The organism is Kineococcus siccus (genome assembly GCF_009906795.1).
Taxonomy (GTDB): Bacteria; Actinomycetota; Actinomycetes; order Actinomycetales; family Kineococcaceae; genus Kineococcus; species Kineococcus siccus.
Map to the genome: position 1 here is coordinate 1 of NZ_JAAALN010000333.1, position 3,031 is coordinate 3,031.

Sequence of the window (3,031 nt, forward strand, 5' to 3'; positions counted from 1 at the left end):
CGCCCGCCCGCCCGCTGCCGCACGGCGGCCTGCCCGACGTCGTGTGGCGCCGCTGGCGCGCCCGGCGGCCCGGCCGTCCCGACGGCGGCCCGCTGACCCTCACGCACAGCCGCTCCGCACGGGCGCCGTCGCCCGGGCCGGAGCAGCCGCCGTTCGACTGGCCGGACGTCGCGGTCACGCTGCACCGCCACCTGGTGCTGCCGGGCGTGGGCGCGCGCGCGGAGGTCGCGGCGATCGGGGCGACGGTCCGCCTGGTCTCCCTCGACGGCGCCCCGGTGCCGCTCACCGACACGGCCGCCCGGCTGCGCGCCGCGGCGCTGCTGCGCGGGCACGGCGTGGACCTGGACCCCGAGGACGTCCTGGCGTTCGCCCTCGTGCACGCGGACCTGACCGGCTTCCTCCGGGCGCACCCGCCCGGCGGGGACCTCGACCTGCGGCTGGTGCTGCGCGCCGCGGGCGTCGGGCTGAGCGCGGCCGACGTCGCCGCCGCGTGGGAGGCCGGCACCCTCACCGCGGACCGCATCGCGCTGCTCGGGGCGCTGCAGGGCACAGTGGGGTGGTGAGCCAGCAGCACACCGACACCTGCGACGCGCTCGGCATCGCGCTGCTCGCCAACGTCCCGGTGGTCCTGTGGGGGCCGCCCGGCCAGGGCAAGTCGTCGGTCGTGCGCGAGCTCGCCGACGGCATGGGGGCGCACCTGGAGACGGTGATCGCCTCCATCCGCGAGCCGAGCGACTTCGCGGGCCTGCCCGTCGTGGACGCCGGCTCGGGCACGGCGTCGCTCGCGCCGCCGTCGTGGGCGGTGCGGCTGCGCGACGCGGTCGAGCGCGACGGCCGCGCGGGCATCCAGTTCTACGACGAGGTGTCCACGGCACCGCCCGCCACGCAGGCCGCGCTCCTGCGCCCCATCCTCGAGGGCGTCGTGGGCGACCTGCGGCTGCCGCCGCAGGTGCGCACGGTCGCGGCCGCGAACCCGCCCGACGTCGCGGCCGACGGGTGGGACCTGGCGCCGCCGGTGGCGAACCGGTTCCTGCACCTCGCGTGGAGCCTGGACGCCGAGACGGTGCGCGAGGGGTTCACGAGCGGCTGGCCCGCCGTCCGCGTGCCGGTCACCGACGACGCCGAGGTCGCGGCCCGGCTGGAGCGGGTCACGACGCTCGTCGGGGTGTTCCTGGGGTCCAAGCCCGAACTGGTCACGCGGCTGCCGTCGTCCTCGGAGGAGGCCGGCCGCGCGTTCCCGACCCCGCGCTCGTGGGACATGGCGGCCCGGCTGCTCGCCCACGCGCAGGCCGCGGGAGCCACCAGCACCGTCGTCACCCTGCTCGTGGCCGGGACCGTCGGCGTCGCGGCCGCGGGGACGTTCCTCGCCTACGTCCGCGACCTCGACCTGCCGGACCCCGAGGACCTGCTGCGCGACCCGGACGCCTACGTCGTGGACCCGCGGCGCACCGACAAGACCTACGCCGTCGCGGCGTCGGTGTGGTCCGCGACGGCCGCGCACACGACCGTCGAGCGGTGGACCGCGTGCGGCCGGGTGCTCGCGAAGATCGCCGACGCCGGGAGCGCCGACATCGCGTTCTCCTACGGGCGGCGGTGGGCGCAGGACCGGCCCAGCGGCGCCATGCCCACGCCGGAGGTGGTGGCCTCCATCGGCCCGATCCTCACCGAACTCGGCCTGCTGACGCGCGGCACGTGACTCCGCCTGCGCCGCAGCCCGTCCGGCAGCACGTCGAGGAGCAGGCCGCGCTGCGCCTGGCGGCGGGGCGGGCCCGGGCGGGCGAGCTCATGCCGTACCTCAGCGACGCGCTGTACGCCGTGAAGGCCGTGCCCACGACCGCGATCCCCACCGTCGGCGTCGACCCGCGGTGGCGGATGTACTACAACCCCGAGTTCCTCCTGACCCTCGACGTGGCCGAGGTCGTCGGGGTCTGGCTGCACGAGGTGGCGCACCCGCTGCGCCGCCACCACGAGCGCTTCGACGCCCTCGCCGAACCGCAGGAGCGGCACGCGCTGTTCAACCAGGCCGGGGACTGCGCCGTCAACGACGACCTGCGCGCCGCCGGGGTCCGGCTGCCCGCGATCAAGGCGTGGTTCCCGGAACGCGTCCCCGGCGCGGCGTCGGGGATGACGGCCGAGCAGATCTACCGGCTGCTCCTCGCGAGCCCCGCGGGCCGGCGGGTGGTCGCGCCGACCCCCGCGGTGCTGCTGCTGCCCGGGACGCTGGCGCACGACCACGGGTTTCCCGTGCGGGTCCTGGCGCACACGCGCGAGGCGTTCCTCACCGACGCGGTGACGGTGACGGTCGACGGGTCCCCCCTCGACGGTGCGGTGGTGCACGACGCGCGCACGGCGTCCTTCGCGCTGGGGACGCGGCTCCCGCCCGGGGACCACGTCGTGGAGGTCACGTCCGGGGCGGCGAGCGCGAGCGCCGTCCTCACGGTGACCGCACCGACGATCGTCCTGCGCCCGGACCACCTGCCCCGCGAGCGATCCGCCCGGGAGAAGGTCGTCGTCGCGGGCCGGGGCACGCGGTTCTCCGCCGCCTCCACCGTCGAGCTGCTGGACGCCGACGGCCGCGACCTCGGGGCCGTGACCGACGTCGACGTCGTCAGCGCCACGTACCTGACCTTGCGGCTGACCGGGGTTCCCGACGGCACGCACCTGATCCGCGTGCGCACGGGCCCCGAGGTCGTGCAGGCGGCCTTCGGGGTCGGCGTCGCGCACCTCGGCCTCAGCCCCGACCGCCTGCCCGGCGGGCACGCGGCGCCCGTGCCGCTGGCCGGGGTCGGCGACGACGTCACCTTCGACGCGTCCAGCACCGCGGAGCTCCTCGACCCGGCGGCGGGACTCACCCCGGTCGCCGGGGCCCTGGGGCGACTGACGGTCGCGAGCCCCCACGTCGTCACCGTCGACGTCACGCGGACGCTCCCCGACGGGTCGTACCTCGTCGTCGTCACCACGGGCGAGCAGCGGGCGGCCGCGACCCTCACGGTCGCCACCGACCGCGGCCCCGCCCGGGCCGCTCCCCCGT

At 77.5% G+C, this 3,031-nt stretch carries 3 protein-coding genes; all 3 read left to right on the forward strand.

What is annotated here, in order from left to right:
* The coding region (locus tag GTR02_RS21000) for a hypothetical protein (RefSeq protein ID WP_166609419.1) at positions 1 to 563 on the forward strand (563 nt) is incomplete at its 5' end.
* Positions 560 to 1,696, forward strand: coding sequence for an AAA family ATPase (locus GTR02_RS21005; RefSeq protein ID WP_166609420.1), 1,137 nt, complete (start codon positions 560 to 562; stop codon positions 1,694 to 1,696). The genes GTR02_RS21000 and GTR02_RS21005, both read left to right, overlap by 4 nt.
* Positions 1,693 to 3,031: DUF2201 family putative metallopeptidase (locus GTR02_RS21010; protein WP_420814759.1), on the forward strand; the 1,339-nt coding region annotated here is incomplete at its 3' end. The genes GTR02_RS21005 and GTR02_RS21010, both read left to right, overlap by 4 nt.